The sequence below is a fragment of the Stenotrophomonas sp. YJH_SMC_10 genome (assembly GCF_059371555.1).
Genome location: NZ_JCAFUS010000002.1, coordinates 198,910 through 224,982, shown reverse-complemented (window position 1 = coordinate 224,982; position 26,073 = coordinate 198,910). Strand labels below are relative to the sequence as shown.

Sequence of the window (26,073 nt, the reverse complement as noted above, 5' to 3'; positions counted from 1 at the left end):
AAGCGGCGCGGCATGGCCGCATCGATCCAACGTTCAGGGGTCCGGGGCGTACCAGAACGGGATGCGGAACGTGCGACGCCGTCCGCCCCCGCGCTCGCCGCCTGTGGCATTCCACACCAGTTCCAGGTCATGGCGCCCCGGCGCGAGCCCCCGGGTAGGCAGATAGCCCACCAGGCCGCGCATATCCAGGTCACGCCGCTCCATGGGCACGAAGCCCTGCACGTCGACCGGGGTGCCGTCCAGCTTGACCTGCCAGAGCCGGGAAAGGCACTCCACTGCGGCATTGGCGGCCTGTTGCCCCGCCGCCTCATTGCGCGCGTCCGGAAGTGCGGTGCAATGCTGGCGCGCCAGCGGATTGTCGCGTTGCGGGCGATGCGGAATGAACACGCGAAGCTGCGCACCGCTGATCGTGTCCGACGGGATCATCGGATACGGCAGCAGCTGGTCATGCGCCGAACGCATCGATTCGTAATGCGCACTCAGCATGCCGTGCTCAACCGCCGCTTCCGTGACGATCTGATAGCGGTTGAAGAGCGAGAACTTCAACGACGCCATCACCTGCACGGCCGCCAGCAGCATCGCTACCAGCACCGCAAACAGGTAGGCCGCCATGAACGAACGCGAGCGCAGGTTGCTCTGCATGGTCAGCTGCATGGCCTGCATCAGGCGCAACAGCGGAACCCGTTGCAGTGCCGCCAGCATGCCCTCCAGCAGTCGCTGCGGTCGTTCATGGGGCTGCCCGCGCGCGCGCCGCCGCGCCACGATCTTTTCCAGGATACCGGGGGCCACGGCCAGTGCCAGCATTGCGGCCAGCACGCTGCACAGGGCAAGCATGGCGACATGATCGGCGCCACCGGACAGCGCGCCGATCACCATCGACACACCGAGCGTCAGAACGGCCAACACCAGCGTGCCCGCCAATGTCTGCACCGCAAGCAGAGTGGTCGAGAACAGCATCGTCGCCAGCCGATCGGCACGTTCGATGCTGCCATCGAGGCCTCCGTCCCGGGCCTGCAGGAAGGCGCGCGTGACCGCCCCCATTCTTGGCAGGCGCGCCCAGTCAATGCCATCGGGGAAGTGCGACCTGAGGCCGATCAGCCCGATCCAGTAACCACGCACCGTGAGGTGGATGATCAACGCCACTGCCAGCACATAGCACATGCCAACACTGATGCTGAAACCGAACCAGAGCATCTGGAAGTACATGCCTTCGGTGTGCAGGCTGCTGCGCGCCCAGGCGTCGAACAGATAACCGGGCACGGCCAGCAGCGCGAACGCCAGCAGGCCCGAAATGAAGAGCTCCAGTTCATCGGTGCGATCACGCACGCGATGGGGATGGGCAGTCGCTTCCGGTATCGGGTCATGCCCGGCTAGCGGTGCCGGTTGGGGAGCTGGAGCCGATTCGTTCACTGGACGTTCATCCGTTGAGTCGGCGCAGTATAGGCACGACACTGGAGCCAGCGGTACCGGTCCGGAACGACGAACGCCGGCACAGGGCCGGCGTTCGAGTACTGCGATGTGGAAGGGCTGAATGGTGTGTGGCAGCAACCGATCAGCGATAGACGCGTTCGCAGCGGCGTTCGACCACGCGATCACCATTTTTCTGCTGCTGGTTGCCCTGGATCTGCCGGCCCGCCGCACCACCGGCCACGGCGCCTGCCACGGTGGCGAGCTTCTTGCCATTGCCGCCGCCCACCTGGTTGCCCAGCAGGCCGCCGATCACCGCGCCGGTGGCCGTACCGGCGATACGGTTGGGATCGCGTGAGTTGCGCTGCACTTCCACGTTCTTGCAGACCACGCGGCTGCCGTCGTTAAAGCGGCGTCCTTCGTCGCGCGGCCCATAGGTCTGTGCGCCGGCCACCGACGATGCCGCCAGCAGGGTGCCCAGCACAAGCAATCGGGTCGAGGTCTTCATCGCAATCTCCTGAGTTCCGGTATGGCGCAAGTGTCCTCCCGGGCTTGGCAACCGGAGGTGAAATGCGCGTGCCGGGCAACCCACCGGCCATCGCGCGTTCAGGAAAAAATCCGCGCCCATCACGATCAGCCATCGTGATGGGCGCCGTCTCCCTGATGGCAGCTCCCCTGCTAGAACTCTTCCCAACCCCCTGCGTTGGCCGCCAGCGTCGGCTCGATGCGTGGCGCCAGCACCGCCGGCCTACGTACCGGCGTCACCTTCGCGGTGACCGCGGCCAGAACCGGGCGCGCCGCAGCGGCCGCCGTCGCCGCACCGGTGCGGAACACCGAAACCGCCTCGGCCAGCAGGTTGGCCTGCTCCTCCATGGAACGCGCCGCCGCGCTGGCTTCTTCCACCAACGCCGCGTTCTGCTGCGTGGTCTCGTCCATCTGCACCACCGCCTGGTTGACCTGTTCGATGCCCGAGCTCTGCTCCTGCGATGCGGCAGAGATCTCGGCCATGATGTCGGTCACGCGCTGCACCGAGGCCACGATCTCGCCCATGGTGGTGCCAGCCTGGCGGACCAGCGCCGATCCATCGGCGACCTTGCCGACCGACTCCTCGATCAGGCCCTTGATCTCCTTGGCCGCGCCGGCCGAGCGCTGTGCCAGCGTGCGCACCTCACTGGCCACCACCGCAAAGCCCCTGCCCTGCTCGCCAGCACGCGCAGCCTCCACCGCCGCATTCAAGGCCAGGATGTTGGTCTGGAATGCAATGCCATCGATGACCGAGATGATCTCAGCGATCTTCTTCGACGAGGCTTCGATGGCCGACATCGTGGTGACCACCTGCCCGACCACTTCGCCGCCCTGCGAGGCGACACCGTGCGCGCCGATCGCGAGCTGGTTGGCCTGGCGTGCGTGCTCGGCGTTCTGCTTCACGGTGGAGGTCAGTTCCTCCATCGACGCGGCCGTCTCTTCCAGGTTCGCCGCCTGCTGCTCGGTGCGCCGCGACAGATCGGTGTTGCCCGAGGCAATCTCGCCTGCTGCCAGGTTGATGCTGGATGCGCTGGCCTGGATGCGGCCTACAATCTGCGTGAGCTGATCGACGGTGGCGTTGCAGTCATCGCGCATGCGGGCGAACACACCGTGGAAGTCGCCCTGCATGCGCACGGTCAGGTCACCGCGCGAGATCGCCTGCAGCAGGGTCGACACCTGCACCAGGTTCTCGTCGGTGGTCTGCATCAGTCGATTGAGCCCGGCCACCATGTCGCGGAAATCATGGGCGAAGCGATCTTCATCGCCGCGCAGGCTGAAGTCACCCGCCGCCGCTGCCGTCGCCAGCCGGCGGATCTCACCGTTGATCGCCGACAGGCTGGTCTTGGTCTCGTCCATGGCTTGGGTGATCGCCGCCTTCTCGCCCGGCAGCGCATCCATGTCCACCGACAGGTCGCCACGGGCGTAGTGCTTCATCACCTCGATCAGCCGGTTCTGCACCTGCACGTGCGAACCGACCAGCGCATTGGTCTCATGCACCATGCGCCCGTAGTCGCCGGGGAAGGCACTCTCGTCCATGCGATAGCTGAGGCTGCCCGCATCGTGCTGGCGGGCCAGCTCGCCCTGCGCCGCCATCACCGACTGCAACTGTGCCTGCATGCGCTGCATGGACCTGAGCAGCTGCGTCACCTCATCGTTGCCGGACGCGTCGATGCTGTTGTCGAGCCGCCCGTTGGCGATGCCGTCGGCCAGCTTCACCGCACCCTCCAGCGGGCGGGTCAGGCTGCGGGTGATGGCCCATGCGGCCAGCGAACCCAGTATCAGGCTCAGCACACCGAACACGATCGACAACGTGCCGGTCCAGGATTCGGTTGAACGGTATTCCTCGCGGCTGCGCTCGGTGAGTGCCTCCTGATGCCGCAGCAGGGACGAGATGGCCTCGTTCCACGCGGTTGCCAGCCCTTGCTCGGCCAGCAGTTCCTTGGCCGCACCGTCGAAATCACCGGCCTTCATGCGCTCATGCAGATGCTGGGTGGAGGCATCTGTGGCCTTGCGTGCCGCGTCGATTTTCGCCACCAGGGTATCGCCGGTGGCATCGCGCGGGATCTTGATGTACCGGGCCCATATACCATCGTAGGTCTGCGACAGCTCCTGCGCCTTCTGATAATCCCTATCGAAATCCTCGCCGCGCTTGATCACCATCAGCCGGCGGTGCATCAACACCGCGTTGTTGGTATCGAGCATGTCGTTCAACAGCCGCATCTTCACCATGTTGACGTCCACCACTTTCTCGAACTGGGCGGACTTCAGATGATTTCCGTACAGCGCCAGGCCAACGATGGCCACGATGAACAGCAGCAGCAAACCAAACCCGGCACCCAGCCGGGATCCCACTCGGAGGTTGCGTAAGGCGAGCATCTCAATTCCCTTGATCATGGCCGTACGATCGATGGCGGCGCAGCCAGGGGAAACTTTATGGGCCGATATTTTTTATTTCGATCCAATAATATGAAACTGTGCAGACCGTTGTGAAGGTAGCGCACAAATAGACCCTAGAGCCCATTCCTTTATGACGCCCCTTTTCCAGCAGAGGTTCACGCCACCCTGAGGTTTATTTCTGCGGGCCGGAGACGGCGCACGGCAACCGGGTATCCAGCAGTAACTTCCGCAACGAAGAAGCCACCAGAGGCACGCGCCGCCCCATCTTCCGCCTCATGTATGAAAATGGATTCTTCGCCACTTCGGAAGGTAGCCCCTTGCACTGCAATTCCGAATCGGTGTTACTCGGGAGTGTTCCTCTGATATCCATGGGCTGATGCAGATGATTTACGGCGAAGCCGGGCATCCACGGACGTGTATCGCGATGGCGGTGTGACGTCCGGCCGCCGATATCGCCCACAGCCGCACGGCGCTGGGCATGGAGGCCACCCGCCAATGGCTGCAGGCAAAGCTGGACACACCGGGCAGCTTCAATACCCAGGCCATCGCCCGCCAGCTGCAGGCCCTGCAACAGGGCGAAGGCCCCACCTGTTTCGAGATCGTCGTGCAGATCATCGCCAGCCATCGGCAGATCACCCTGGTTCCGGCCTGACTGCGTGCCTCCTCACGGCCAATGGCCGCCAACCGCAGCGGCGCCCGCCGGCCCCAGCAGTTACCATGGACGGCCCTGTACCCGCTCCGCTGCCGCTGCCGCCCGGCGCGGCCGGATGCCCTGATCCACGAGCCCCATGTCCAAAGACAAGTCCGCCGAACATACCCCGCTGATGAAGCAAAACGACTAAAAGAAGATCTTAGGCACCAGGAGCCTTGTGCCGCAAGGATCTTAGGCGGCCACCCGCGAGACCCGCGCTCCAACGCAACGTCGCCGCAACAGGTCTATGACCAATAACTGAACGACAAGAAGCGAAATGATGTCGCTCTGAGCGACATGACGGGTGCTTAGCTGTTAGGCTGATGTCGTCATCGCGGGGAGCAACAATCCGTGCCATGGTGTGAGTAGGCGACTACTCGAGGGCGAATAGCCCAAAACACCCCGAGCGACGCGTCAGCGGCCGGCAACGGCCGGGACCATCGGGAAGGGTCAGGTGGCTGCGGCAACGGCTCGCAGCCATAGATTGGAGGAGGGTAGTAACTGGCGTTTCCCCATTCTCGATGTAGCAACGGAGCCTTTCCAATCCCGGAAAGGTGCATCGAGGACACCAACATGGTCTCACCTGTTGACAGGAAAGATGACAAGCGCCAGCTGCTGCTGAAATGGTTCAAACGAGTTTTTGGTGGTCCTTGGTTGTTCCGTTTCTTGATGATCGTGTGGAAGTTGTATGACCACCTTGATCGCTAAGCACGGCGCAGGACATTCGGACTCTAAGACTCATCAGTAGCACCCTCCTTTTTATCTACACATGCAGGAAGAGAGGAAATGCTTTACAAGGCTTTAAAGACGGTCCGCGAGGTTCACCGAATGCAACAAGGTGAGCTGGCGGAGCGCCTGGGCATATCACGCTCTCATCTATCTGAGATCGAGTCAGGAAAGAAAGCTGCGTCAGTCGAGCTTCTACACAAGTTCGCAGAAGTATTCGATGTGCCGCCTTCAACATTCCTAAGCTTCGCCGAAGCCCTTGAAGGCTCCTCGGAGCGACGTCAGAAGAACGCCAAGAGGCTGATGAAAATTCTGGAATGGACACTGGATTCTAACGATGACGCTCCCCCGGAAAAGCGCTAACCGCTATGACATCACGTCGTCCGCGTTCTTTCGACTACCGACCTTAAAAGCACTCGCGCGAGTACTTCAATGGGATGGAACCCCAAGCGCCCTGCGAGCACTGTGCAAACGGCCCGACAACTTCAGCGAGTTCTACCAAACTCATCGTCGGACCGGGAAAAAACGTCTAATTCAAGCTCCAAACGCGGTCGTTAAGCCGCTTCAGAAGCGACTTAACGTGCTGCTCAAGCAGATCTGCGTCCCGGACTATCTGCACTCTGGTATCCCGAAGCGCTCTCACCTCACCAACTCCGAACGCCACATGCTTGCGGAAGGCGCAACGGTGACGGTGGATGTCTCCGATTTCTACCCTAGCATCACGCGTCAACGCGTCTTCAAGCTTTTCAGAAACGTATTCCAATGCCCTGGGGATGTTGCTGATGCGATGGCTGACTTGGTCTGCTACAACGGAAAACTAGCGACCGGCTCCCCTGCTAGTGTACTTCTGTCATTTTGGGCCTGCCGTGACATGTTCGACCTGATCGCTAAGCGTGTTGCGGACCAGGGAGGCACGTTCTCGCTCTACGTGGATGACGTTGCAATCACAGGCAACACCATCGGACACGGTGACGTTCGGTGGCTGGATCGTGTCCTAAGAAGGTTCGGCTTTGCCTCGAAAGTGGAGAAAGCAAAGGTCTTTAGGAAGGCGAGCGCCAAAGTTGTTACTGGACGAGCCTTTCGCGATGGGATCAGCAGGGCGCCCAACAGGAAACACAAGGAGATGCACGAGTCTCGAACTCTGGTTAAAGGCACCGGTGCCAATACCAAGGTCAAACGCGGGTTGGTTGGCCAACTTGAGAACATCGGCAATCTGGACCAGCAGCGCGGGAAGTCCCTAAAAGCAGAAGCTCAGAAGCTACGAAGCACTCTGCCTCCCGCGCGACGCCGTCGCCGATCAGCCTCTCTCCCGACCGGCATTTCCGGGGTAGAGAACACATAGAGGAAAGGAAAGTGGCGCTGGCTTACGTGCCTGAAGCGTCCACTTTGCAACCAATGCGCCTTCCGGTGCCCGCGGCCTAATCTCCACACCCGTGCGTCACGAACTTGATTGGTTCAGTCAACAACTCAAAGCGTCACAAGACCGTCAATCTACCCGCCTACGGTCGCTGAATACATAGTCTTAGATGGGAAGCGCTGGCCGTGTCCTCGCACCACGCAGTGACCGATGCTATTCAGTCTCCCGATCGGCACATTCCGGTTGCCCAGTATGTGCGCATGTCGACCGAGCATCAGCGCTACTCTACGGAGAACCAGGCTGCGGCAATTGCCGAATATGCCAAGGCACACGGCATGGAGATCGTCCAGACCTACGAGGACTCCGGCAAGAGTGGACTAAACCTCAAAGGTCGAAGCGCTCTTCAAGCCCTTCTCCGGGATGTGAAGCTCCCCTCCCCTGGCTTCAACGCCATTTTGGTCTACGACGTCAGCCGTTGGGGGCGCTTCCCCGACCCCGACGAGGCCGCCGCCTACGTTCACACCTGTAAGAGCCATGGCGTGCCGGTCATCTATTGCGCGGAAGCGTTCAAGAACGATGGCTCGTTGCCATCCACCATCATGATTGGCCTCAAGCGCAGCATGGCCGCCGAATACAGCCGTGAGCTATCTGACAAGGTGTTCAAAGGGGCCTGCAACATCGTGCGGCACGGGTTCCGACAAGGAGGCACGCCGGGGTATGGCTTGCGCCGCCAACTCGTCGACGAGCACCTCCAGCCCAAGGCTGTGCTCGCTCGAGGAGAACAAAAGAGCATCCAGACCGATCGGGTGATCCTGGTGCCCGGGCCTTCGCAAGAAGTCGCAACCGTCTTGCGCATCTATCGGCTGTTCCTGCAGGACGGGATGCCCGAGCGAGTCATTGCCTCCGTCCTGAACCGAGAAGGCATCCCCAATGAAGTGGGTGGCCTATGGAGCAGAGGGACGATCCATCAAATACTAACCAATGAGAAATACGTCGGCCACAACGTCTACAACCGGACCTCGTTCAAGCTGAAGCTGCAACACGTTCAGAACCCGCCAGAGGCGTGGGTGCGAAAGGAACATGCCTTTGAAGCCATTGTTCCGTTTGATCTGTTCGAGCGCGTTCAAGCAGTCATCGCGGCACGTTCGGTCCACTTGGACGACCGCCAGATGCTGGAAGCCCTGCGCTCGCTGCTCGAGCGGCATGGCGCGCTGTCAGGGATGCTGATCGATGAAGAAGAAGGCGTTCCCTCCAGCAGCGCCTTCCGCCATCGGTTTGGAAGTTTGCTCCGAGCCTACAGCCTGGTTGGTTACTCCCCCAAACGCGACTACGCCTATCTGGAGATCAACCGTGCCCTTCGGCAGCGGCATCCCGAGATGGTCCGACTGGTGGTGGATGGCATCGCCCAACACGGCGGGTGGGTTGAGCCATGCCGGGATACCGGTCTGCTGCGGGTGAACGGTGAGCTCCTCACATCCGTCGTCATCGCACGATGCAAGCCCACACCCGCCGGCTCCAACCGCTGGCGCATCCGACTGGATGCAAGCCTGACGCCGCATCTGACTGTAGTGATCCGGATGGATCCCGGTAACCGTCATGCCCACGATTACTACGTGCTTCCCTCCATCGACTTCACTCCCGATGGCATGCCCTCCATGGAGGACAACGGCTTTTCCTTGGATGCCTACCGCATGGACACGCTGGAGGAGTTCTTCGCCTTGGCCGGTCGGGCCGCATTGCTGGAGGCCGCATGACGAACAAAAGCACAAGCGTTCAGATGATCCCCATTGCCGACATCCACGTCGCCAATCCGCGTGTCAGAAACCAACGCATCCACCGAAGCATCACCCGAAGCATCGAAACGGTGGGGCTCAAACGCCCCGTTAGCGTTCGCAAGGCATCTCCCGATGAAACATCCCTCTCCTATGCCCTGATCTGCGGCCAAGGCCGCCTTGAGGCGTGCAAGCTGTTGGGCCACCGCGACATCCCCGCCCTGATCTTGGACGTGGATGAGCACACCGGGCACGTGATGAGCATCGTGGAGAACGTCGCCCGCCGCACGCCCAGGGCGGCCGAGACCATGGAACAGGTCCAGGTGCTCAGAGAGCGGGGTTACTCGGACCCGGAGATAGCCACCAAGCTCGGCTGCACTCCGTCCTGGGTGAACAGCGTGGCTAACCTCATGGAGCGCGGAGAGCGACGTCTGCTCGCTGCCGCGGAGGCCGGCCACATTTCCTTGGCCCTTGCCGTCAACATCTCCCGGGCAAGTGATCGCGATGCGCAACAGTTGCTGATGGACGCCTACGAGGCCGGTGAGCTCAAGGGAAAGAAGGTGACCGTCGTCCGAAACATCTTGGCTCATCGAGCTAGAAGCGGAAAGAAGGGAACAAACTACTATGCTCACGGCACACCGCGAAAGAAGCTGACTCCCGAGGACCTTGCAAAGCTCTACAAACGGGACGTTGAGATGCATCAACGCATCCAGAAGAAGGCCGAGTTCACGCAGCAATCGCTCCTCCTGGCCCGGCAGATCTTCAAAGAGCTGTTTGCCTCCAAAGAGTTCTGCGGACTTCTCCAATCGGAGGGGCTGACCAGCGTCCCGCAACCACTGGCTGACCTGCTGCCGCGCAGAGGGTTGGCCCGATGAGCAAGAAGCAACCTTCGGGCGTACGCCTGGGCTTTGAAAAGGATTGCGTGGATATCCATCTGGCGCAGCTGCATTACAGCGTAGCCATGCCCGCAGGTACGAAGGCCTCCGTCAAATATCAGCAGATCGTGAGCTCGGTCAGGACGGTGGGATTGGTTGAACCCATCGTGGTTTCCCTGGACCGGGGCACCGCCGGGCGGTTCTTGATCCTGGATGGGCGAATGCGCTTGGAGGCTCTGAAGGAACTGGGAGCAACCGTAGCCCCCTGCCTCATCTCAACAGACGACGAGGGCTACACTTACAACAAGCAGGTGAACCGCCTTTCGGTTGTCCAAGAGCACCGAATGATCCTCAGGGCAGCAGAGCGCGGGGTTTCCGTGGAACAGTTGTCGCAGGTGCTCAACATCTCGGCCAGCTCCATCCGGGACAAATTCCGGCTTCTGGATGGCGTTTGCGACGAAGCGACCGCCATACTGGCCGACAAACCCGCCGCCGCAGGCGTCTTTCGGTTGCTGCGGAAAATGAAGCCGTTCCGGCAAATCGACGCTGCCCAGACCATGGTCAACTTGGGGGATTACTCGATCAAGCTTGCAACCGCGCTTCTCCAAAACACGCCGGTCGAACAGTTGATAGAGCCATTGGCAGCAAAGACGGCCAACGGTGCCCCTATCGAGGCTCTCCAACGCTTGGAACGGGAGCTGGCAGCGCTGCAAGCCGATACGAAGCTGCTCGAGGAGAATTATGGCCCAGCCAGCCTCCAGCTCGAAATCGTTAAAACCCACATTGGGTCCACCCTCTTGGAAAACGCGGCAATTGTGCGCTGGCTGGCCAAGAACAAGCCAGACCATCTTCAACAGCTACAGCGCATTGCGGACATCAAGCTTCTCAAGGCAGGGTAGCCTGCTGAGCTCCCCTATCTAGTCTTCAGAGCAATTCCTGGCCTTGCGCGAGCCGGTCATCGACTAGCCCTACGAAAGTGCGATCGGCATGCCTATGCGCGTTTTCAGCTCGGCCAAAGCTGATGATTTTCCAGCATGACCAACTTCGGCTTCTGTGAAAGAAGGCCCACAATTCTGGGTTGCCAAGCGAGGCGATGGTGCTTTGATGAGCACACCACCTCGGCTCAAAGGAGCTCAACCATGTTCTCTCACCCACAGTTCAAAATCGCCAGCCAACTACTTATCGGGCTCATGTCCCAGGGCTCCTCTCGCCAATTGAGCGATCGCGTCGAAGACGTCAGGCATGCCTTGGACGTGTCCGCCGAACTGATTCGACAGTGGGAGGAGGACCAGCCACGGCGTGGCAAGTTCACACCCCCAACGCCGGTGCCCCAGACGCGCACACGTGAAGCCGTGGTGGACCGCACGTTCATCCCGACAGACGAATGGCGGCGGAGCCGCGCCAAGAAGAGCACGTCACCTTCAGTGTCTCGGAACTCGGGGCCTTCTATCCATTGAAGGATGCCACCTGAAACGAGAGGAGCCCCGCTAGGCGGGGCTCGTTGCGTTTAGTGCAACCTGGGGCGCCGTGGAATGGCGGATGGCTGGGACGCGTCCGACGCGACGGGACACTCCTGGAAGTCCGACTGCGCCTCCCCGGTTGGCTCGGCTCGAACAGAGCAACGTTCCAAGACAGCCACGCTCGCGGCCTCCAAGCACTCTTCGCGCAAACGTAGGTCTTCGGCCCAGATCGCCTCTTGCTCCGGGGTTGCGGCAGCTTGGGCTGAAGCCAACTCAGCAGACCGCTGCTCCAGAGCTGCCAACCGGCGGCCGCGACGCCTGGCCCACTCACGAGCTGTCCAAGACACTCCAGGCTCTGGGTGGTTCGCCACAAAGTCGTCCCACGCCTGTTCGGCCATGTGCCGCAATCGTATCGCACGGCGCACAGCTTTAAGACGCTTGGGGAAACGCACCAATGCTGCTGCAAACCGCTTCAAGCCCAGCAGCAGTGCGTTGAGCGCCGAACGATGCTCCTTGCACTCTTCGGGAACGACTTCTCCGCTCGCCAGTGCACTGACCGCTTTCAGCGTGGAATGGAGCGCATGGGCAGCCAATTCATCCCTGAGCGCGTCGCCTTGACGGACCACCTCAATCCGGATGGCCTCCACCGAGGGGGCCTCCCTGGGAGCACCCTCGGTGCTGCCGTCGGAGCGCCTCTCGCCGATGGCTTTGCCCAACCCGTGCGATACAACGATCTGCCCATCGGAGAAGGCAAGCGTCTGATCGATGGTCGAGCGCTTTGCCTCGCGGTGCGCCTGCGCTTCACTGTGCCCCTCAGGCGCCGCAGCCCGGCTTTCCTGTTCAAACCGGGCTAGCACTTCATCGAAGGCGTGTTGGTTCGCCTCCTGAATGGACCTGTTCATCTCCCCTAGCTCTGAGTACTCCCCTCGGCGCTCGATGGCTGACGCGTCTTTTCCCAGGTGACGCGTGGGGGTGCGTGACAGGACTGCGGCAGCCACGAGATCCCCGCGCGCGAGCGCCTCGTCGGCCTGGGCCTTAAGACTGCGGTGATCCACGCGAACGTCCAGATTCGCAGCTTCAAGATGCGCATTCGTCGTCGCGGCCACCAACTCCCGGATCCACTCGACCTCGGCCCGGCCCGCAGGGCCTCCGTCGAGCTCTCGGGTTTTGTCCAGGAAGCCGTCAGGGCCAAGCCGGCGTGTGGTTGCCAGGATGTGGACATGCCAATTCATGCCTCCTTTGCTGCCGGGACTGTGAATGCTGGCTTGTGCGGCAAAACCGTAACGATCTACCAACGCCCGCGCCACGGCGAGGGCAAGAGACGATCGCTGGTCATCGTCAAGCTCGTGGGGCAGCGCAAACTCGAACTCCCGCGCGATGGTGGAATCCTTGCGGCGTTCCGCGGCCTCGGCTTCCGTCCAAAGCGAGGCAGGCACCAGGGCCCAACCTGGTGCGTCGTCGGGAATGATGCAGCGTGATTCAACCACGCCGTCTCGCCGACGGTAGTCGTGGCGCTGCCCGGTGCGCGTATCTTCGAGAAGAAGTCCGGCACGGTAGGCGGCTGCCGCGACGGACGAGTGCCCCTTGGCTCGGCTGAAGGTTTTGACGTTGGCGTGGTAGATGGCCATGCGGCTCCAAAGCAGTGGATGTGGCTTTGTTTATGCCGTGGCTTTGGATTTTCGCAAGCGCTGGAAGCGATTGGGGTTCAAGGGGCGAAGCCCTTTGCGCACGCGTTCCGCAGGAACGCCTAGGTGCGCTCTTGCTTTTCTCTTTAATGTCGTGAGCTTCAACATCTCGACACTGCCACGCCCAGTGAATGTTCGCGACCGCTCAGAGCTTGACGATGCCCGTTTGCATGTTTCACTCGAGGACCATTCTTGGAGAAGCATATGGCCGCGACAAATCACTACCGAGACCAAATCCACCGAGCCACAGAACGACTGGCTCAGCTGCAAGCGAGAGAGCTCCTAGCCAACCAGCGCCTTCAATCAAGAGCTAGGGAAACGGCGAGGAGAGAGGAAGCAAAGCGACGCAAGCGGGTAGCCGATTTGATCTTCTTGGCAGGTGCCAACGAACTCGACGATGCAGAGCTCCTTGGGGCATTGTTAGAGCACATTACGAATAGGGAAAACCAAGCGCTACGCGCTGCCGCCCGATCACGGGGCATTGAGCGTCTCCGTGGCTCGTAAAAATAGCTACAGGCGCTCCACCGTCCTGTCTTGTGGATCACTTTGGTTGAGTGGCATGCTTGCCGTGCATATCCTATCAAGCACCGACAATCGACCTGGAAACCTCCATGAATCGCGCGGATGAAACGGACTCGTCAACTGCTCATGCGCTGCTATTGGCTCGCCAGGCGATATTGGAGGGACGAATGCATTTTCCCCCACACCTCCAACGCATTGCGGATGAGCTTACGTCGGCACCGTTGACTGCCCTGGGTTTAGTGGACCCGTCAGGCTTGTCTAGAGAGACAGTCATGATGGCGAAGTCGTTCGCTGCTGCTACCGCAATGGCCCGGCAGCCTGCATCAGACGATAGTTCCCCTGCAAGCCCAAAGCCTGCTTCTGAGTTACAGGTAGAGCTTTTCCAGCTGTTCAGCAATCTCTTTAGTGGCATCACGGGTCGCGCGCACGGCCTCATCGATGACGAGAAGGAGATAAAGCCACTCATCCTGTCGCGCGTCCAGGATCAACCAATTCTATTTACCTCTTCTGTCAATCGCGCCATTAAAGAGCTTGAAGGCTTTTATCAGAAGCATGCGGTAGAGACCTTCCGACATGCTAAGACCCTGGGTGGAATGAGGCTCGTGACAGGGGGCCAGAGGACGTTCGGACCATCCGCTCTCAATGCCGTCCGGATCACGGGTCTTTACGCAGACACGCAGCTCATACCCGATCCCATCTATCCCTTCGTAGGATCAGACCTGAGCCTTAACGCTGTCCATCTTCAGCTCGCCATCCAGCTTTTCTATGTGCTTCGTCTGCGCCCCTTGGTTGAAGCTGAGTTGCCCGTGCCCCCCGTCTTCGTTTTCCCAAGCTTCGAAGAACAGCTTGAGGAACGGGATGCGCGCACCAAACTTGGTATCGAACAGCTGGCCGTAAGGCTACTCCGCCCCTTGTGCAACGGAGAAGTCTCTTCCATCGAGGATGTGTTCGACTATGCCTTGCACCAAGAGGACGCGTTCCTCGCAGCATTGATGCCCTCCGGTCTCTTTGTTGCGCCCGGGGATCGGCCCAACATCGTTCTGCCCCCTACCGAAGCCGCCAGTCGATACCTTCGGGAGCTTGAAGGCGTCAGAGCATCTGACGCTCTGGAAGAACTGAAGCGGCTGCCCACGGGCGTATTGCTCACCAACGGGGTTTTGGAGCGACTGCGCCCCCAATATCACCTACTGGAAAATGCCAGTGAAATGGGAGCTCAGCCCTTGCTGTCCCAACCGGTTCATTGGCACTACTTCGAAAAGATTTCCTTGGCCAGTGCAATGGAACTCCGGTCGAAAGACATTCTATCTGAGCAGGCTTTTCAGACCCTCAGGTCAATTCAGGACGACAGCCTTTCATGGCTGGCCAACATCCCGGTTGCAACGCTTGCCAACCTACTGGTCAACAATGAGCACCGCTGGTTCCGAGAGGAGCTTAATAAATACACCAGTCAGCTGGCGACGGCCGGTCCCATTGAGACCGACGCAATGGTTAGGGAAGTCAGCCATGGTTTGAGCTCCCTGGTTCAAAGACAGAAGAAGGTCCTGGCGGAGATCGAGCGCAAATATGCCCCGAAGAAGGCCGCAGCCGTGGCTGGCGGTCTCATAGGTGCGAGCGCCGCAGCAACGGCCACCCTACTTCCCAGCTTGGCCCCTCTTATCGCTGCCGCCGTCCCGGCAGCGGCCATTGCCGGCGCTGTTTGGGGTTATGGGAGGGAGAAGGTTGGAGAAGAGGTGGAAAAGCGACAGGCAGCGAAGTCCGTGTTGGGAGTTCTCGCCACTATGAGGCCTGCTAGCTAGATGCCGCCGACAGTGCCATAACATTGCCCTTACGGGCCTGAGCAAGAGGCCAATATGAATACCGATCAGGTGATTAGTTTATTGGTAGCGGGGACCGGAGCGCTGGCCACTGTGCTCACTGCTGTCGCCACCTACTTTCTCTTCAGGGTTACCCGTGTCCTAGCCGTTGAAACCAAGCGCATGGCAGAGGCGTCCGCTCAGCCCCATGTGGTAGCGACCCTTGTGCCCAACCGTTGGTCTCTCAATTACTTTGATCTCAACGTGGACAACACTGGCAACGCCACTGCCTACGACATCGCGGTCCACTTCGACCCTCCACTTACAAACGGAAAGGGGCGCTCGGGTAACGCAATTCCTTTCCAGCGCCTCAGTGTCCTGAAGCCCGGACAGGGCTTGTCGAGCTATCTCTGCGAGTTCGCGCACCTCAAGGGGAATGTCTATCAGGTTGAGATCACGTGGCGCAAAGCAGCGAATGCGAGCGAAATTCAATCCAATACCTACACGTTAAGCATGAACGACCACTCCGGCGTTAGCCGCCTCGGCAACGACCCGCTGATCCAGCTCGCAAGTTCGCTCAAGCACATCGACGAGCGACTTAGCCCAGTTTTGCGCGGATCGATCAGGTTGAAAGTGGACAGCTTCTCCAGCGACGATCGGCAAGGCGAGAGAGACAGAGATAGGAGGGCGGCCGAGGAAATGAGGAAGAAGAACTTCCAGGATGGCGATCCAAGCTCTGACCAAAGCGAATAACTAATAACCTAACAATGCCACCATCCATTTAACTCGCATTCATATAAATTCAGCATTCCAAGCCCCTCGCTTGTTAGTAAATATTATGCAAACAGTACGCAATTGACTGCTATTGATTGCTTGAAAATCGCTCGAAGTACCTTGTTTTAAAGGACTTCACGGAGATAACTGATTTAGCGGGATGGTGAGGATACCCTCGCAGCCAGAACAACACCTAGGGGTGTTGAGTGGGGCGAAAATTTTTGTATCAACCCGGTTGACGAATTTCCGGCCTGTTTTATCCGTACTTCCATCCCCCAGATGGAAGTGAACCAATGACCGCTCTACCCTCCGCAGCCCTCACCGATTACATTGCCGCACCCTTTGGCACCCTTCATCTGGAGGGCATCCACATTGGTCGTTTCCGGATTGAACGAGCTACGGTTCAAGGTCGCGAAGCTGCAATCAATCTACAGGAATGCATCCTGACAGCGCTGGACGAAATCGGCCGCAAGAGCGCGCTGAAGAACGGAACCCGGTATCCCCAGCAACTGCCCATGGGTACACCGGCTCGTCCCTTGGCCAAAGAGATCGGTGATCACCTCGCGGACATGCGCCGCCGGCAGCTGGATCCCAAGACCGTGCTCGCCACCGAGCGCACCCTGAAGCTTCTCCTGCTGACCTGCGGCAACATTTCAGCCTGCCGCGTAGATTACAAACACATCCAGGCGTTGTGGCAGCTGCTGCGCTGGGCTCCGAAAAACCTGTTGTCGGATCCCTTGCTGAAACGCCTCAGCTTCGAAGACGCTATCACCTTGGGCAAAGAGCAAGACGTGCCGCCCTTGGCTCCGGCCACCGAAGAGCGCCATCGGCGCTTCTTGGTCGCCTTCTTCAACCACCTGGTCAACGGGCAAGCCATCGCGTCCTCGCCCATGAAGGCCTTCCGCAGACCAAAAGAAGATCACGCCATCGATCCCGACAAGGCCATCCGCCTGTTCGAGGACGGAGACCTGCAGGCCATCTTCGACCCGGCAGCCTTCATCCCTTGGGCGAGAAAGCCGCAGCACTGGTGGGCACCGATGATTGGCCTCTACACGGGCGCTCGCGTCAACGAAGTGTGCCAGCTGAAGCTGACCGACATCCTCCAGGAGCGCGGCATCTGGTGCATCGCCTTCCAAAAGACCATCGATGAAGACCTCGCCGCGGATCCGAAGCGCCAACGGCGTAGCCGGCAAAGCATGAAGGGAGCCGGGTGCATGCGCATCGTCCCCATCGCCAAGCCCCTATTGGACGCCGGTTTCCTCGAGTTCGTCGAAGACATGAAGGCCACTGGCCACCCGCGGCTGTTCCCCCTCCTCTCTGCCGGCGTGAACCGGAAGACCGGAGAGACCAACGCCCGCTACAGCCAGCAATTCGTGGTGGATTTCGGCCGCTACTTGAAGAGCCTTGGGTTCGCCAAAGGGATCGGGTTCCATGCCTTCCGCCACACCCTGGCGACCGAGCTTGATGTGAACGATGTTCCGGAGAGGGAGATTGCACTGGTCACCGGTCACAGCACCGATCCACGGGATCGGGTCCAGGTGTTGCGCAAGCACTATCTCCACAAGAAACCGCAGGTGACCCGGAGCAAGCAGATCAGCGCCCTGGAGTTGTATCAGCCCAACGTGGAACTGCCGCGCTACGAGCGCGGGCAATTCGCCGAGCAGTTGAAGGACCCGAGCAAGTTCCATCCGTGATACCAGCAGCTGATGCCCAGGCCCCAGCCAAGTTCTGGAGGGGGCCTAGGCTGATCAGGGCGCATTCGCATCGAATTCCATTTGGAATTACGCTAAAGCCCTCTACGCTTGGACCACACAGATGACCATTGATGTCAGCGGCCTGTCGGCAAAAGAACTCAAAGCCCTCATTACTCAGGCAGAGAAGCAGCAAACCAAAGTGCTGACTCGGCCCAAGGCTGCCGCCATGCGAGCCAAGATCAACCAATACGTCAAAGACCACGGTTACACGATTGAGGAGCTTTACGGAGCGGTTTCAACGGTCTCCACCGAGACCTCCAAGAAGCGCACCGGCCGCAAGCCCATGAAGTCGGCCGGAAGCAAGGTCGCTCCCAAGTACCGCAATCCAGCCAACCCTAGCGAAACGTGGTCCGGCCGTGGCCGCCAACCGCGGTGGCTTGCCGCGCTGGTCCAGAAGGGGAAGGAGCCCAGCGAGTACTTGATCAAGTAGTCCAAAGCGCAGGTCAAAGATCGAAGGCGAATCAACACCCGGCCGTTTGTCGGAACGCACACCGGCGCAACCAATTCTCAAAGATAGCCCAGGTCTTTCACGACGGCCTGGCCCGGCTGAAGGAACCCCAGTAACAACCGCCCTCCGGCCACTCGCCTGCCCGCCCTTTCGTTGAGCCACTGCGCCTGCCGCCGGCCCGCCTCGAACAGGGCTGGCGTTGCCATTGAGGGCGGCCAATCCTGCAAGGGCTCACCAGGCGACGAGAGCTGCCCCGTGATCGGCTGTACCACCGCAGGCACCGCCGCGTCGTGTTTGGCATAGGCGGTGGCCATCATGCGCCCGCTTTTGGGGGACCATCCGCCCAGCACCAGCTCGGTGGCGCAGTATTCAGCCGGCAAGCCCGCTTCAGCCACGGCTTTGGCGTAGTTCGGCCAAAGCTGGTCAATGACCCGCCCCAACTCCGCCGTCAGCTGCTCCAGGGTGAAGTCCGCTCGAAAACTGGCTTCCAACGAGAGCTGGTAGATGCGCAGGAAGAACTGGGCCGACCCTCGGGTCGCCAGCAAGATCTGGTGCTGAGGAATGAGCAGCACCTTCGCCCCTGCCGAAGCTTGGCCGCTCAGGGCGTCCTCCGCCCAGGTATCCACGGTCACGACCAACTGGTCAGCGCTCAGCAAAACGTTGAGGATGCTCATGGGTAAAGTCTGGCGGCCTGCGCCCCACTATCCAACCTCCCCCCCACACCTGTCGAGCCCTCCTATCGAACTTTCCCTAGAACAGTTGGTCGCGCGCCTTGAGGCATGCGAGGTCGACTTAGAAGCCCACCGCGGCTGCATCAAGGCACTGGAGTATGGGCTGCGGGCGGTCATCGCCAGCCATCCGAACCTCCGGGTGTTTTCACAGGCATGGGGGATGACGCTGGCCGGAGCTTCGGGCGCCCAGCCAAGCGGCGCTAAACCAGTTCAGCACCTACTTGAAGAGTCTGGCTTTGGGAAGGGCATTGGCCTGCATGCCTTCCGGCACACCATCGCCACAGAGCATCCATCATAAGGTGTGCCCGACGAAGACATTTCCCTGCTGACCGGCCATAGCATCAGCAACAAGGTCCCGGTGCTGCATGAGGCCCACTTCCACAAGAAGCCCGAGCTCGCGCGAGGCAAACAGAACGACCTTCTAAGCCGGCATACGCCAACCGTCGAACTTCCGATTTCCCGGAGGGGCAGTTTGCAAAGCAGCTAAGCGATCCGAGCAAGTTCTATACACAGTGATGACCAGATTCAGACCCTGCGTTTCCGAAAAAGCTACGCGGAGATCGTTATCGTATACGGAACCTCCCCTCCCTGACTTTCGGCACAACAAATGGCTTGCCCTCAACCAGGCCGAGTTGCAGCCCCTCGCAACCCTCTTCATCGACAACATGAACAGGCATGAGATCCAACAGCGAAGGAAGCAGCGCTTCGAGACCTTCGCGCTCGATTGTGAGCCACGCATCGCTATCACCAGAAAACCCCTTGACCACGACTTCATAGAAGGAAGGCGATTCCGGCGATATCTCTATTGTGTTGGATGTTTGATTTTTCTCGAACTCCTCCGGTAACGCGGCCCCGCAGTCAGAGAATGGCACGCAGGCGAAGATGCCCTCCATGTAGGCCAAGTAGTGAACCCACGTCACTGTTCTTAAAGCCTTCAATTGTCTTTCCAAGCCGATGCTACCCAGCGTCTCTGCCACAGAAAAGCTCGAGCGGGCGCGGAGTTTTTCCTTCTTGTAGCGCAAGGCATTTGCGAACAGCATCACAAACTGTGTGAATCCTTGAGAACTCTCTGAAGGGCCACGCCGGACGTTCAGAGTCCATCGATTGCCGCTCTTGTAAACAGTGCCCTTCTTCGCCTGAAATATGGCCAAACGCGCACTGCGCTCGGTCTGCCATATCACCAATGCGAAGTCGCCGCCTGTGGCGGTTTCACTGCGTGGATTTCCTCCGCCCCCCGATTTTTCGTAGCTCCCCCAAAGAATCGGCAGGTCCGGTCGTCTGGCTTCGACATGACCCTCTGCTTGTCCTTCTTCAATCCCTTCAGACTGCCCAGAGCGCCTCGCCTCCTCGATCATGCCGTCGTCGGAATACATCTCCTCCAACAGCGGAGCGACCGTGGACACGCCGCCAAGCAAACACGCTGTCAGCGCTTCTTCGTCAAGCAACCCCATAGAGGATATGCCTTGGATTCGCTCCAGCGTCAATCTGAAGGCGGCACGGATGGGCCCCTCATCCTCAAGCAGTGAGTGCACACGAAAATCTCCAGTGAGTTCGCTCAATGTTAATCTAGTTCACTGCCCAAACCGAGCCACTCCTCCAATTCGCGCCTCAGCTCTGTAGCCCAACGCTCTAAGCTGGGATCCAGTGCGACGAAACAGTCGATGAGACCTAATTCAAAGCTCCTGGCCCAACGCGGGCCGGATTTTATTTTCGCGTAGCGAATCGGCCAGTCTGGGGCAAGGGTTTCTGCAGGAACCCTCTCAAGCTCCAGTAGACGCAACTTGAGCTCCGGACTTGCGTGCAGAACATGCGCTCGCACCAGTTCCAGCAGATCTAAACGTGCCTCCTCGCTTGAGCTCATATAGACCTCCTGAACGAAGGTGATTTTCTCATTCTCATGGAGAACAGTGGCCACGTGCTCACCCCAAGCATCGAGGAACGCTCCCGGCCCAGAGAACCGACCAAACTCCCTGCCCGAGTCAAGGAAGTAAACTCTCACCCCGGCCTGAGCCACCTCGATAGCCATTTCAAAGGGGGCCAGCATTTCGGAGATTTCAACGATACTGGGAAACTTCATTGCCGGCACTGGAGCCAAGAAGAAGGAGTGGCGCGGGCCCTGGTGACTCGCGCACGCAACCTAGCGCACGAACTGTGTCTGTCAACCGGCCGTCCTGCCGCACGATGCACGCTCCTTGCGAACCGGTCGTCGACGCAGGAAAATTCGCGCCTTGATGCCATAGCCCCATGGTGCAGGGACATCGTGGAGTTCCCGTTTTCTCGGTTAAGACAAACGAGATCAAGCGCATGCTCTTTGGTATGAACCTCCAGGCTGCAGAAGATCTGCGCGATGACATCGATGCCACCCTCTAAGCGTCCGCTTGTAATCGAAAGCGCACGTCCATCGCTGCTGACTTGCCTGCTCCTTGTCTACAGGGTTCGCTGATCAACCCGCGACAGCAAAGATGCAGCCCACACCGCACCAATCGCGATCCAAAGGGCGAGCGACGTCGAGCCTGCCACCACCATGCCCGCGACCGCTGTACCGGCAGATCCCGCCGCGATCCTAAGCGCGCCAACCCATAGGTACGCCTGGCCCTTGCAGCGGGGGGGCGTGACGATGACTTCGGCCTACAATGCGGCACTGCTGATCAGTCTCTGCATCGTCCTTACGTCGATGCTTGAATGGGGCTGGTTGGGCCGGCGACCAAGCCGCCGATAGATCGCGGATGCGGTCGTCGCTCTGGCGGGGACGCTGCTGCTGACCTCCGGCAGTGGCATCAGCTTCTCCCTTGGCGATGGCTTCTTCTTGTCCGCTGCGATGACGCGGACATTGATGGGTGTTGCGACCCTGAAGCAGATGGTCCGCTTTCCTGTGTCTGCGTTGGCACTGGCCGGAATTCAATCGTTTACGGTCGCGCTGTTCGCTGGTTCTGTGCTTATGGCGGGTAGCTTGCTTCCCTCGGTTCCCTCGGTGCTGGACGCTCCTACCTTCTGGGCAGCAGTAGCCTGGATGATCGTTGGTTGCACCATCTTCGCGACGGGTGCCCAGAACCTGGGGGCCAGGCATCGTTCGGCCACACGCGTTGCGCTGTTGACCGGTACCGAGCCCGTGTTCGGAGCGCTGTTTGCCTCGCTGTGGCTGGGGGAAGTCATGAAAGGAGCGGCTTGGGCGGGCACCGGGCTAATCGTTGGAGGAGTAGCACTTGCGCTGCTGCCCATGCCGGTAGGGCTCAAGGACCGGGCCGTGCCTCCCCGAAGTGCATGAGCTGAATCGACGCAACTGGACTGCTGATGTTGAAGCCTGATGTCCGCTTATGGCCGAGCCCTCCGCCAGCGGTGCTGACACTCCCAATGCAGTGGCGGGGCATCAAGGGAGTTGTTTTGCGCTGACACGGCCTGCGCACCGGCCTCCCCACTCGTAGACGACGGCGGTATTGGATGCTTATGGCGCACGTCTAAGGAGCGGAACTTGCAAGAGCAGCCCTTCAGGAGCAAAGTTTCTCCATCCAAGGGGGGATGGGCAATGGAACGCTCGCAATTCATTATCGATCGCGCACTGTATTCAGACGACGTCGTGGCTCGGGCCGTGCATCGCCATACCGGCGAGCTTGGTGTGGAGGTGCGCAGCCAAGGCGCCAACCTCACCGTTGGCTTTTGGTCTCTGGACGGCTCCGAACTGCCAGAGGACCTCTGGACCCGGTTTTCCCGAGATTTGCTGGACGAACGCCTGCGAGCGACGGTCCGAGCTGAAACTAGCGGGCTGCAGCAGGAGCTGCTTCGCGCAGCGCTGAACCATGCACAACCGGTGTTGCCCCATGTCGAGGTTTAGGCCCGCTGAGTCTTTCGCCGGCCCATCGGCTTACCAATTGCTGCCCCTAAGGTTTCGGCGCCTGCCGTGGGATCACGATCGGGCTTTTGTCTCGTCGATGGCCGGCGACTGGCTCTTGATGAATATGGAGGACGTCCAGTGCCTGGTGACCCACCAGTTGCCGACCAACTCCGCCCTCTTTGCAGATTTGGAAGCCCGGCACCTGGCCGTCGCTGGGACCGACCGAAGCAGCTTGGCGCCCCTGCTTAGCCAAATTCGCAGCCGAAAGTCCTACCTGATGGGTGGTCCCGCTCTGCACATCTTTGTGGTATCTCTTCGGTGCCATCACACCTGTAACTATTGCCAAGTGTCCCGACAGGACACGAGCGCCACTGCGTACGACATGGAACGTGCGCATGCCGAACAGGCGGTGGAACGGTTGTTCGAATGGCCGAGCCAAGAACTGACGATCGAGTTCCAAGGGGGTGAGCCCCTGCTCAATTTTGAGCAAGTGGAGGCCATCACCCGGCGGATCGTCGAGCGCAATCGGAGCGCCCGACGCACCCTGCGCTTCGTGCTGGCATCCACTCTGCATGACCTCACCGACGACCAGCTGGCGTTTCTGACCGAACATCACTTCAAGCTGTCTACGTCACTGGACGGTCCCGAATGGCTTCACAACGCCAATCGCCCCCGGCCCGGCCGCGACAGCTACCGGCGGACTGTGGAGGGGATTGAACGCGGGCGCCGTTGGCTGGGAGACGATGGTGTCTCGGCGCTGACGACTCTGACCCGCCAGAGCCTTGAGGTTCCTGAGGCCATCATCGACGAATACCGGAAGCTGGGATTCCACAGCATCTCCCTACGTCCATTGAGCCCCTACGGCTTCGCCACCAAGACGGCCCGGCGCACCGGCTACCCCACGGAAGACTTCCTTGCCTTCTACCGGCGCGCCTTCGACCACTTGCTGTCGGTGAACCTGGCCGGTTACGCCATGGAAGAGTCCTACGCGTCTCTCCTCCTCTCCCAGCTCTTCACGTCCTTCGGGCACGGCTACGTCGATCTCCGATCGCCTTCTGGAGCCGGGTTGGGCGCCCTCATTTATGACCATGATGGGCGGGTCTATCCGTCGGACGAGGCACGCATGCTGGCCGCCATGGGGGACGATGCCTTTGCCTTGGGCCACGTCAGCCAACCGCTCAGCCAATGGCTGTCTTCGCCCGCCATGGGCCGCTTGCTGGACGCCGGGGTCGCCGAGGCCCTACCGACGTGCTCCGACTGCGCGTTTGTGCCGATGTGCGGGGCCGATCCGATCGAGCACTACGCCCGCCAAGGGGATCCCATCGGCCATCGCCCCAGCAGCGACTTCTGCCGACGGAACATGGGGCTCTTTGATTTCCTACTGGAGCGCTACGAGAAGGCTGATCGAAACATCCAAGGGTTGATGCGTTCCTGGGCCAACCCGAAGCCATCGGTGGAGGACGCCGTCCATGCTGCCGCTTGAAACCCGAGCCGAACTGGCACCGTCGGCGAAGGCTAGCCTGCTCAAGGTCGTGTCGCTGGCAGAGTTTGCCCAATCAGCACTACCTTTGGAGCGCTTGGCCCTGGACCTGCGGGACGTCCCGGAGGACCACCTCAGCAATGACCTGCTAAGCCTGCCGTGGGGTGCAGTCTTGCCTTCAGGCGGGTTGCGCTCTGCCGGTGAGACTCCCCTCGTTCGCCTGGAAGGTCCGCCAGGTGTTTGCAAACCAGGGGACGTGGTGGAGCTCAATCCCCTGCAGAAGAAAGTGGCGATCCGATATCGGCGCGGAGACACCGGCAATGTGTTGTTCGCCACCGAGCGCTGCAACAGCTACTGCCTGATGTGCTCTCAGCCGCCCCGAGACGTTCAAGACGATTGGCGGGTGAGGCACCTCCTGGACCTGATCGACCTCATCGATCCGGAGGAACCTTCGCTAGCGATCAGCGGCGGGGAACCGACCCTGCTGGGTGACGGGTTGGTCGACGTGGTGGCCAAATGCGCGCACGTGCTGCCCAACACCCACCTGCACATCCTGTCCAACGGTCGTCTGCGTGAGCCTGGCTTGCATGCCAAATTTGCAGGCCTCCATCCCAACCTGAGCTGGGGCATCCCGCTTTACGGCGACCGCTATGCCCTGCACGACTACGTGGTGCAAAGCGAGGGGGCGTTCGCTCAGACCCTTCGTGGGCTTTACGCATTGGAAGCCGCCCAGCAGCGGGTGGAGATCCGAGTCGTGTTGGTCAAGCCAACGGTCGAGCGGCTGATACAGCTGGCCCGCTACATCTGGCGCAACCTGCCCTTCGTCGAACACATCGCACTGATGGGCATCGAGCCCATCGGGTTTGCCAAAGCGCATCAGCGTGAGATTTGGGCCGATCCGGCGGACTACGGCGACGTCCTGTCCGACGCGGTGGGGTTGCTGGCCGAGGGCGGAATTCCGGTCTCGCTCTACAACTTGCCCCTGTGCGCGTTGGACCGATCGCTTTGGCCCTACGCCGTGCAGAGCATTTCGCCTTGGAAGAACGACTACCTGCCCGCCTGTGACGGCTGCTCGGTTCGGCAGCGGTGCGGCGGCTTCTTCTCGTGGGTCACACCGGCTTGGACCAGCCGGTCCGTCTCTCCCGTCCTGGAAACCTGATCATGTCCAACGCACTGATGATCGTCGGCGCCGCCACCTTGGGGACCTTGGGCACGGAGCCGCCAAAGGGCCAGTCCGACCTTTCCAGGCTCTCCGAGATGGACGGGAAATACGCGACCGTCCTGAGCACCTCGTTGAATGCAGGCCGGCACAACCTGTATGCAGGGCACCGCAGCCACAGCTCCCATCGATCGCACAGTTCCCATCGCTCCCATTCGTCCGGGTCGGGAAGCTCGTATCGCTCCTACACCCCGCCACCGGCGACCTATACCCCACCGCCCACCCGCTACACCACGCCAGCGGCACCGGTGGCCCCAGCAGCTCCACGAACCACTGGCACGGGCAGCAGTGGCGGCAGCCATTTGAATAGCTACCCAACCCAGAATCTGGAGCCGGCCACCCTATCAAACTCGAGGTCCACGAACAGCCTGACCTTGGAGCCCGGCACCTACGACAAGCCGGTTGCGGAGGGACGGGACGCCGATGCGCTCAAGCTGCTGATCATGCGCGTCCAAGCAGCGCTCTATTCCAAGGGCTACGATCCGGGTGCCATCGACGGGGTGCTTACCCCTGAAACCCAATCGGCATTGAGGATGTTCCAACTGGCCCACGGCATTCGGGCGACAGGAACAATGACAACTCCGACGCTGGATGCACTGGGAGTGCGACTTTGATTTAAATGGAAGGG

At 60.4% G+C, this 26,073-nt stretch carries 23 protein-coding genes and 1 pseudogene; 17 read left to right on the top strand and 7 right to left on the bottom strand.

Annotation, left to right across the window (positions count from 1 at the left end; translation table 11 throughout):
• Window positions 1-33: 33 nt before the first annotated feature.
• The 3 genes from AC5P9C_RS04360 to AC5P9C_RS04350 form a co-directional block, all read right to left on the bottom strand.
• Window positions 34-1,599, bottom strand: coding sequence for a hypothetical protein (locus AC5P9C_RS04360; protein ID WP_343543346.1), 1,566 nt, complete (start codon window positions 1,597-1,599; stop codon window positions 34-36).
• Window positions 1,553-1,915: a glycine zipper 2TM domain-containing protein gene (locus AC5P9C_RS04355; protein ID WP_103282658.1), complete on the bottom strand. Its 363-nt coding sequence runs from the start codon at window positions 1,913-1,915 to the stop codon at window positions 1,553-1,555. Before AC5P9C_RS04355 ends, AC5P9C_RS04360 begins: the two co-directional genes overlap by 47 nt.
• 170 nt (window positions 1,916-2,085) lie before the next feature.
• Entirely contained in the window at window positions 2,086-4,308 is a 2,223-nt protein-coding gene (locus tag AC5P9C_RS04350) for a methyl-accepting chemotaxis protein (RefSeq protein ID WP_343543705.1), read from the bottom strand.
• A gap of 499 nt (window positions 4,309-4,807) precedes the next feature.
• On the opposite strand from AC5P9C_RS04350, the gene AC5P9C_RS04345 reads away from it, so the two are divergent.
• The 6 genes from AC5P9C_RS04345 (at window position 4,808) to AC5P9C_RS04320 (ending at window position 10,649) form a co-directional block, all read left to right on the top strand.
• Complete coding sequence (locus AC5P9C_RS04345; protein WP_414615069.1) at window positions 4,808-4,981, top strand: hypothetical protein; 174 nt, start codon at window positions 4,808-4,810, stop codon at window positions 4,979-4,981.
• 825 nt (window positions 4,982-5,806) lie between these two features.
• A complete protein-coding gene (locus AC5P9C_RS04340) occupies window positions 5,807-6,109 on the top strand; it encodes a helix-turn-helix domain-containing protein (protein WP_074900852.1) in 303 nt (100 codons plus the stop codon).
• Entirely contained in the window at window positions 6,084-7,088 is a 1,005-nt protein-coding gene (locus tag AC5P9C_RS04335; protein WP_495205096.1) for a reverse transcriptase family protein, read from the top strand. The genes AC5P9C_RS04340 and AC5P9C_RS04335 overlap by 26 nt, the downstream gene beginning before the upstream one ends.
• A gap of 200 nt (window positions 7,089-7,288) precedes the next feature.
• Window positions 7,289-8,857 (top strand): recombinase family protein, encoded by a 1,569-nt coding sequence (locus tag AC5P9C_RS04330; RefSeq protein ID WP_495205095.1) that lies wholly within the window; start codon window positions 7,289-7,291, stop codon window positions 8,855-8,857.
• Window positions 8,854-9,750, top strand: coding sequence for a plasmid partitioning protein RepB C-terminal domain-containing protein (locus AC5P9C_RS04325; RefSeq protein WP_495205094.1), 897 nt, complete (start codon window positions 8,854-8,856; stop codon window positions 9,748-9,750). The genes AC5P9C_RS04330 and AC5P9C_RS04325 overlap by 4 nt, the downstream gene beginning before the upstream one ends.
• Entirely contained in the window at window positions 9,747-10,649 is a 903-nt protein-coding gene (locus AC5P9C_RS04320; RefSeq protein ID WP_495205093.1) for a plasmid partitioning protein RepB C-terminal domain-containing protein, read from the top strand. The genes AC5P9C_RS04325 and AC5P9C_RS04320 overlap by 4 nt, the downstream gene beginning before the upstream one ends.
• A 608-nt stretch (window positions 10,650-11,257) precedes the next feature.
• Here the strand turns inward: AC5P9C_RS04320 and AC5P9C_RS04315 are convergent.
• Window positions 11,258-12,838 (bottom strand): MobA/MobL family protein, encoded by a 1,581-nt coding sequence (locus AC5P9C_RS04315; RefSeq protein WP_495205092.1) that lies wholly within the window; start codon window positions 12,836-12,838, stop codon window positions 11,258-11,260.
• 261 nt (window positions 12,839-13,099) lie between these two features.
• Between AC5P9C_RS04315 and AC5P9C_RS04310 the strand changes: the two genes are divergently transcribed.
• From AC5P9C_RS04310 to AC5P9C_RS04290, 5 genes are all read left to right on the top strand, one after another.
• Window positions 13,100-13,399: a conjugal transfer protein TraD gene (locus AC5P9C_RS04310; RefSeq protein WP_080352909.1), complete on the top strand. Its 300-nt coding sequence runs from the start codon at window positions 13,100-13,102 to the stop codon at window positions 13,397-13,399.
• A gap of 107 nt (window positions 13,400-13,506) precedes the next feature.
• Entirely contained in the window at window positions 13,507-15,213 is a 1,707-nt protein-coding gene (locus AC5P9C_RS04305) for a hypothetical protein (RefSeq protein ID WP_495205091.1), read from the top strand.
• Between the two features lie 54 nt (window positions 15,214-15,267).
• Window positions 15,268-15,963 (top strand): DUF8453 domain-containing protein, encoded by a 696-nt coding sequence (locus AC5P9C_RS04300; protein ID WP_049417398.1) that lies wholly within the window; start codon window positions 15,268-15,270, stop codon window positions 15,961-15,963.
• Between the two features lie 314 nt (window positions 15,964-16,277).
• A complete protein-coding gene (locus AC5P9C_RS04295; protein ID WP_495205090.1) occupies window positions 16,278-17,678 on the top strand; it encodes a site-specific integrase in 1,401 nt (466 codons plus the stop codon).
• Between the two features lie 121 nt (window positions 17,679-17,799).
• A complete protein-coding gene (locus AC5P9C_RS04290; protein WP_495205089.1) occupies window positions 17,800-18,168 on the top strand; it encodes an H-NS histone family protein in 369 nt (122 codons plus the stop codon).
• Window positions 18,169-18,245: 77 nt separating this feature from the next.
• Here the strand turns inward: AC5P9C_RS04290 and AC5P9C_RS04285 are convergent, their stop codons facing one another.
• Window positions 18,246-18,860, bottom strand: coding sequence for a hypothetical protein (locus AC5P9C_RS04285; RefSeq protein WP_495205088.1), 615 nt, complete (start codon window positions 18,858-18,860; stop codon window positions 18,246-18,248).
• A gap of 245 nt (window positions 18,861-19,105) precedes the next feature.
• On the opposite strand from AC5P9C_RS04285, the pseudogene AC5P9C_RS04280 reads away from it, so the two are divergent.
• Window positions 19,106-19,433 (top strand): annotated as a pseudogene (locus AC5P9C_RS04280) (integrase); the annotation flags it as partial.
• A gap of 47 nt (window positions 19,434-19,480) precedes the next feature.
• Here the strand turns inward: AC5P9C_RS04280 and AC5P9C_RS04275 are convergent.
• A complete protein-coding gene (locus AC5P9C_RS04275) occupies window positions 19,481-20,476 on the bottom strand; it encodes a hypothetical protein (RefSeq protein ID WP_495205087.1) in 996 nt (331 codons plus the stop codon).
• A 2-nt stretch (window positions 20,477-20,478) separates the two neighbouring features.
• Window positions 20,479-20,994 (bottom strand): hypothetical protein, encoded by a 516-nt coding sequence (locus tag AC5P9C_RS04270; RefSeq protein ID WP_495205086.1) that lies wholly within the window; start codon window positions 20,992-20,994, stop codon window positions 20,479-20,481.
• Window positions 20,995-21,636: 642 nt separating this feature from the next.
• Here AC5P9C_RS04270 and AC5P9C_RS04265 point away from each other — a divergent pair.
• The 5 genes from AC5P9C_RS04265 to hxsA all read left to right on the top strand — a co-directional run bounded on the left by AC5P9C_RS04265 (window position 21,637) and on the right by hxsA (window position 26,059).
• Window positions 21,637-22,182 (top strand): EamA family transporter, encoded by a 546-nt coding sequence (locus AC5P9C_RS04265; protein ID WP_495205106.1) that lies wholly within the window; start codon window positions 21,637-21,639, stop codon window positions 22,180-22,182.
• A gap of 258 nt (window positions 22,183-22,440) precedes the next feature.
• Window positions 22,441-22,746, top strand: a complete 306-nt coding sequence (locus AC5P9C_RS04260) for a hypothetical protein (protein ID WP_495205085.1) — start codon at window positions 22,441-22,443, stop codon at window positions 22,744-22,746.
• Complete coding sequence (gene hxsB / locus AC5P9C_RS04255) at window positions 22,712-24,229, top strand: His-Xaa-Ser system radical SAM maturase HxsB (RefSeq protein WP_495205084.1); 1,518 nt, start codon at window positions 22,712-22,714, stop codon at window positions 24,227-24,229. Before AC5P9C_RS04260 ends, hxsB begins: the two co-directional genes overlap by 35 nt.
• On the top strand, window positions 24,216-25,385 hold the full coding sequence (gene hxsC, locus AC5P9C_RS04250) for a His-Xaa-Ser system radical SAM maturase HxsC (protein WP_495205083.1): 1,170 nt from the start codon (window positions 24,216-24,218) through the stop codon (window positions 25,383-25,385). Before hxsB ends, hxsC begins: the two co-directional genes overlap by 14 nt.
• Before the next feature lie 2 nt (window positions 25,386-25,387).
• A complete protein-coding gene (gene hxsA / locus AC5P9C_RS04245; RefSeq protein ID WP_495205082.1) occupies window positions 25,388-26,059 on the top strand; it encodes a His-Xaa-Ser repeat protein HxsA in 672 nt (223 codons plus the stop codon).
• Window positions 26,060-26,073: the final 14 nt, after the last annotated feature.